The following is a 6,035-nucleotide window of genomic DNA, read 5'->3' on the forward strand; positions in this document are numbered from 1 at the left end:
GATAGATGGGGAAGTTCCACGGCTCGACCGCCAGCAGCACGCCGACGGGATGAAACTCGACCCAGGCCTCGCCCAGCTCGCTGTCGATCTTCTGGGGTTTGAGGAAGTCGGCGGCCTTTTCAGCATAGTAGGCGGCGATGCCGGCGCACAGGTCGATCTCGCCCTGACCCTGGGCCAGGGGCTTGCCCATCTCCTCGGCGATGGTGCGGGCCAGGCTGTCGCGGTTCTCGGTCAGCAGGGCCGACAGGGACTTCAGCACGGCGAGGCGTGGCTGGATGTCGCCCTGGGACCAGTCGGAACGGAAGACGGCGTCGGCCTTGGCCAGGGCGGTCTCGACGGCGTCGTCCGAGTGTTCGGGGTATTCCTGAAGCGTCTGTTCGGTGAAGGGATTGAGAGTGCGATAGGCCATGCGGCGTCCTGAAGCTTCGGTCGGACGCCCGGGGCGGCGTCGATCCGTTGTCAGAAAGCCAACGCCTGCTGGGCGGGGCGGTTGCCCTGCTCTTAATCCGCGTCGCTGAACGGCGGCGGCAGCTGACCGGACTTGAAGATGATGGTCGGCTCCTCGTCGTAGTCGCCCATTTCGGTGTCGGCGGAAACGGCGAAGGCGACGACGCCGAGACGTAGAGGCGCCAGGCGTTCGGCCTTGCGGCGCGCCTCCTCGGCGTCCTTGCAGCCGACCTGCTGTTCGGCGCGGAGGGCCTTGCCCCGGCCCTGGACATAGGCCTGGACGATGTAGACGGTTTCGGTTGCCATGCGCTTCCCAAGCGGCCTGTTCGGCGCTCAGGTCAACAGGGCCAGTCCCGTTTCAGTCCAGCTTCAGAGCCTCGGCCAGAAGCCGGGCCTCGGCGGCGCGGCTGGAGCCGGAACGCCAGGCGACGACGATCTCGCGGTGGGGCGGCACGCCGTCGGCCTGGTTCTCGAAGGCGCGGATGGCGACGGAAGGGTTGTCGGCCAGACCCGCCTGGACCGCCATCTTGGGCAGGAAGGAGACGCCCAGGCCCGAGCCGACCATCTGGACAAGGGTGTGCAGGCTGGTGGCGGCGAAGACGTCGTCGCCGCGCGGCGCCTCGATGTCCAGGGCGGCCAGCGCATGGTCGCGCAGGCAATGGCCGTCTTCCAACAGGATCAGATCCTCGGCCCGCAACGAGCCGGGTCGAATGGGCCCAGGCGCGGCCAGGGCGTGGTCGTGGGGGGCGGCGGCCATGATCTCGTCGTCGCCTATGCGGGCGTGTTCGATGCCCGGCGCGTCGTAAGGCAGAGCGATGACGGCGGCGTCGATCTGTCCCGCCTTCAGCGCCGCGATCAGGCGGGGCGTCAGGTCCTCGCGGATGTAGAGCTTCAGGCTGGGATAGGCGGCCTTCACCGACGGCAGTTTGGCGGGCAGCAAGAAGGGCGCGACGGTGGGGATGACGCCCAGGCGGAAACGGCCGGACAGTAGCCGGCCAGCGTTCTTGGCCGCCTCGACCAGATCCTCGGTGCGGGCCAGCACATCCTCGGCCCGGCGCACGGCCTCGACCCCGACGGCGGTCATGATGACGGCGCCCCGCGCCCGCTCCACCACAGGCGCGCCGAGGATGCGCTCCAGCTCCTGCACCCCGGCGCTGAGGGCCGGCTGGCTGACGTGGGCGGCCTCGGCGGCGCGCGAGAAGCTGCCGTGCTCGGCCAGAAGCTTGAGATACTGAAGCTGACGCAGGGTAGGAAGCATGGCGGTAAGATAGACCGAAGCTATGCTGACGCCAAGGACAATCGATTGGCTTTATGTGTTTGACCCGTGTCGAATGACCTCGTCATCTACAGGGCCATAGAGAGCGGCCCTCAAGTCGCGCGAAATCAGCAGGGAAACGCCACCATGACCGACGAAGCCAAATGCCCCTTCTCCGGCCGAACAACCGAATCCGTCGCGGGCGGGGGCGTGCAGAACCGCGACTGGTGGCCGGGCCAACTGCGCACCGACCTGCTGAACCAGCATTCGTCCAAGTCCAACCCGCTGGGCGAAGCTTTCAACTATCGCGAGGCCTTCGCCAAGCTGGACTATGAGGCGCTGAAGGCCGACCTGCGCGCCCTGATGACGGATTCCAAGGACTGGTGGCCGGCGGACTTCGGTCACTACGGACCGCAGTTCATCCGCATGGCTTGGCACAGCGCCGGCACCTATCGCGTCGGCGATGGACGCGGCGGCGGCGGGCGCGGCCAGCAGCGGTTTGCGCCGCTGAACTCGTGGCCGGACAACGTCAATATCGACAAGTCGCGCCGCCTGCTGTGGCCGATCAAGCAGAAATACGGTCAGGCCATCTCCTGGGCCGACCTGATGATCCTGACCGGCAATGTCGCGCTGGAGACGATGGGTTTCCGCACCTTCGGTTTCGCGGGGGGTCGCGCGGATGTCTGGGAGCCGGATCAGGACGTCTATTGGGGGCGTGAGACCACCTGGCTGGGCGGCGACGAACGCTATGCCCACGGCTCGCAAGGGGTGGTGAAGCCCGGCGACGAGGCCGTGCTGGTCAGCGATGACCGGGCGGACGGCGACGAGCACACGCGCGATCTTGAGAACCCGCTGGCCGCCGTGCAGATGGGTCTGATCTACGTCAATCCCGAGGGGCCGGACGGCAATCCCGACCCGATCGCGGCGGCGCGCGACATTCGCGAAACCTTCGCGCGGATGGCGATGAACGACGAGGAGACGGTCGCCCTGATCGCCGGGGGCCACACCTTCGGCAAGACCCACGGCGCCGGCCCGGCCGAACATGTCGGCGCCGAGCCCGAGGGCGACGGCCTGGAGGCGCAAGGCCTGGGCTGGACCTCCAGCTTCGGATCGGGTTCGGGCGGCGACGCCATCACCAGCGGGCTGGAAGTCACCTGGACCCAGACCCCGGCGCAGTGGAGCAACTTCTATTTCGAGAACCTGTTCGGCTTCGAATGGGAACTGGAGAAGTCCCCGGCCGGGGCGCACCAGTGGGTGGCCAAGGATGCGGGCGAGATCATCCCCGACGCCCATGATCCGGCCAAGAAGCGCCGCCCGACCATGCTGACGACCGATCTGTCGATGCGGTTCGACCCGGAATACGAGAAGATTTCGCGTCGTTTTCTGAACGATCCTCAGGCCTTCGCCGATGCCTTCGCGCGGGCCTGGTTCAAGCTGACCCACCGAGATCTGGGACCGCGCGCTCGCTATGTCGGGCCGGAAGTCCCCCAGGAAGTGCTGATCTGGCAGGATCCCGTGCCGGCAGTCGATCACCCGCTGATCGATGCGGCGGACGCCGCCGACCTGAAGGCCAGGGTGCTGGCGTCGGGCCTGAGCCCCGCCGAACTGGTCGGAACCGCCTGGGCCTCGGCCTCGACCTTCCGGGGCGGGGACAAGCGGGGCGGCGCCAACGGCGCCCGCATCCGTCTGGCGCCGCAAAAGGACTGGGCCGTCAACCAGCCCGAGCAGCTGGATCGGGTGCTGAAGACGCTGGAGCGTATCCAGTTCGAGTTCAACCAGGGCCAGACGGGCGGCAAGAAGGTCTCCCTGGCCGACCTAATCGTGCTGGCGGGCAATGCGGGCGTCGAGCAGGCGGCCAAGGCGGCGGGTCATGAGGCCAGCGTGCCGTTCACGCCGGGTCGGACGGACGCCAGCCAGACGCAGACAGACGTGGAATCCTTCTCCTATCTGGAGCCAGTCGCCGATGGGTTCCGCAACTTCCAGAAGGCCCGCTATGCGGTTCCGGCCGAGGCCCTGCTGATCGATCAGGCGCAGCGGCTGACGCTGACGGTGCCGGAGATGACGGTGCTGATCGGCGGCCTGCGTGCGATCAACATCAACGTCGGCGGGGCGACCCACGGCGTGCTGACCGAGCGGCCGGGCGTCCTGTCCAACGATGTCTTCGTCAACCTGCTGGACATGGACGTGAAGTGGACGGCGACCTCGGACGCCAAGGATGTGTTCGAAGGCCGCGACCGCAAGACGGGCGAGGCCAAGTGGACCGGCACCCGCGTCGATCTGGTGTTCGGCTCCAACGCCGTGCTTAGAGCGCTGGCCGAGGTCTATGCCGGGGCGGACGCCCAGGCCAAGTTCGTGTCGGACTTCGTGGCGGCCTGGACCAAGGTGACCGAGCTGGACCGGTTCGACCTGCACGGTTGAGCCTGACCCAGAACTGAAAGCAAAGGGCCGGACGCCGCCGTGGCGTCCGGCCCTTTCGTTGTTTGGATCAGCGCAGCCTGATTTCGAACAGTTGAGGCCAGCGCTTGCCGGTGACGAACAGACGCTTGCCGGCCGCGTCCCAGGCGATGCCGTTCAGGACGTCGTCGTTGGGGTCCATGCCCACGTCCTTGGGGACCAGGGCGGTCAGGTCGATGAAGGCCTTCACCACGCCCGTCTCGGGGTCGATGCGGGCGATGCGGTTGTCCTGCCACAGGTTGGCGAAGACCTCGCCGTCGATCCATTCCAGCTCGTTGATCTGATCCAGCGGCTGGCCGTCGGCGGTCACGGAGACGCGGCCGGTCTCGGCGAGGGTGTCGGGATCGAGGAAGCGCAGCTGGTCGGTGCCGTCGCTCATGATCAGGCGGCGGCCGTCGGTGGTCAGGGCCCAGCCCTCGCCCGGATAGGAGAAGCCGCCCAGGGGCGAGAAGTCGTCCAGCTTCCAGATGAAGCCGATGTGGTTGCGCCAGGTCAGGCTGTAGAGCTTGCCGTTCAGCGTGGTCATGCCCTCGCCGAAATAGATGGTCGGCAGGTCGCGCTGGCGCAGGACCTCCCCGGTTTCCAGCCGCACCTGGCGGATGAAGGACGGATACAGGCCGGTGCTCTCGTAGAGGGCGCCGTCATGGAAGAAGAGGCCCTCGGTGAAGGCCCCCGTGTCGTGCGGATAGGCCCGCACGACCTCCCAGGACTGGACCGGAACCTCGGCCCTGACGGGCAGAGAACCGCCTGTCGCCAACAGCAGGCCGGCGACAAGACCGGCGAGGCGAGACGACAGGCGGGTCATGAGCCTCAGCCCTGCTCAGCGGCGGCTTCGGCCTCGGCCTTCTGGGCGCGGACCTCGGCGGCGTTCGCGTCGCTGCGGGCCTGTTCGGCCATTTCCTTCTTGGTGGCGCCGCGACGGCCCATCATGTTCAAGGCCTCCACGCCGGCCGAGAAGGCCATGGCCGCGTAGATGTAGCCCTTGGGCACATGATAGCCGAAGCCGTCGGCGATCAGCACCATGCCGATCATCAAGAGGAAGCCGAGCGCCAGCATGACCACGCTGGGGTTCTTGTTGATGAAGTTGGCCAGGGGATCGGCGGCCAGCAGCATCACGGTCACGGCGACCAGGACGGCGACGACCATGATCGGCAGGTGTTCGGTCATGCCGACGGCGGTCAGGATCGAGTCGATCGAGAAGACGATGTCCAGGAGGATGATCTGGAAGATCGCGGCGCCCGCGTTCATGATCATCACGTCCTTCTTGTCCATGACGTCATGGCTGGGCGTGGGATCGACGGTGTGGTGGATTTCCTTGGTCGCCTTCCAGACCAGGAACAGGCCGCCCGCGATCAGGATCAGATCCTTCCACGAGAACTCGTTGCCCATGATGGTGAAGACGGGCTGAACCAGGCCGACCAGCCAGGCGATGATCGACAGCAGGGCCAGGCGCATGATCAGGGCCAGGCCGATGCCGAGGCGACGGACCTTCTGTCGCTGATGCTCGGGCAGCTTGTTCGAGAGGATGGAGATGAAGATCAGGTTGTCGATACCAAGCACGACCTCCATCACGATGAGGGTCACCAATGCGGCCCAGGCGGCCGGATCGGAGAGCAAGGGGGTGATGCTGTCGAGCATTGGGGTTCCTGATGGAGAATAAAGCTTGAGCGGAAAGCGCTAGGGCCGACGCGGGTTCCGATCAAGCGACAGGGTGCGGCGTCATGGTCGCACCCCCCCCCTGTCATTTTGCGACGGAAAACGGCCGTGCGGAAGCGTCTTCGCGGCGTTCGGCCTGCGAAGGTGTTGGAGGGCTGGGCGGAGCGCCGGGCCTTCGCCCGGAGTGTGAGTTTGTGAGTACCGTTTCGACGAAGGGTTGACG

Annotated in this window: 6 protein-coding genes; 1 reads left to right on the forward strand and 5 read right to left on the reverse strand. The window is 66.8% G+C overall.

Annotated features, from left to right (window positions below):
• From ACK4MH_RS15485 to ACK4MH_RS15495, 3 genes are all read right to left on the reverse strand, one after another.
• Positions 1-409: aldehyde dehydrogenase family protein (locus ACK4MH_RS15485; RefSeq protein WP_409719976.1), on the reverse strand; the 409-nt coding region annotated here is incomplete at its 3' end.
• Positions 410-501: 92 nt separating this feature from the next.
• Complete coding sequence (locus ACK4MH_RS15490; protein ID WP_135194053.1) at positions 502-753, reverse strand: hypothetical protein; 252 nt, start codon at positions 751-753, stop codon at positions 502-504.
• 52 nt (positions 754-805) lie between these two features.
• Positions 806-1,705: a hydrogen peroxide-inducible genes activator gene (locus ACK4MH_RS15495; RefSeq protein ID WP_409719978.1), complete on the reverse strand. Its 900-nt coding sequence runs from the start codon at positions 1,703-1,705 to the stop codon at positions 806-808.
• Positions 1,706-1,849: 144 nt separating this feature from the next.
• Between ACK4MH_RS15495 and katG the strand changes: the two genes are divergently transcribed.
• Complete coding sequence (gene katG / locus ACK4MH_RS15500) at positions 1,850-4,120, forward strand: catalase/peroxidase HPI (RefSeq protein ID WP_409719980.1); 2,271 nt, start codon at positions 1,850-1,852, stop codon at positions 4,118-4,120.
• A gap of 67 nt (positions 4,121-4,187) precedes the next feature.
• Here katG and ACK4MH_RS15505 read toward each other — a convergent pair whose 3' ends face one another.
• Complete coding sequence (locus ACK4MH_RS15505; protein WP_409719982.1) at positions 4,188-4,961, reverse strand: glutaminyl-peptide cyclotransferase; 774 nt, start codon at positions 4,959-4,961, stop codon at positions 4,188-4,190.
• A gap of 5 nt (positions 4,962-4,966) precedes the next feature.
• Positions 4,967-5,794, reverse strand: a complete 828-nt coding sequence (locus ACK4MH_RS15510) for a TerC family protein (protein ID WP_409719984.1) — start codon at positions 5,792-5,794, stop codon at positions 4,967-4,969.
• Between the last annotated feature and the right edge of the window lie 241 nt (positions 5,795-6,035).

Source organism: Brevundimonas sp., from assembly GCF_046295075.1.
In the GTDB taxonomy this organism is placed as follows: domain Bacteria; phylum Pseudomonadota; class Alphaproteobacteria; order Caulobacterales; family Caulobacteraceae; genus Brevundimonas.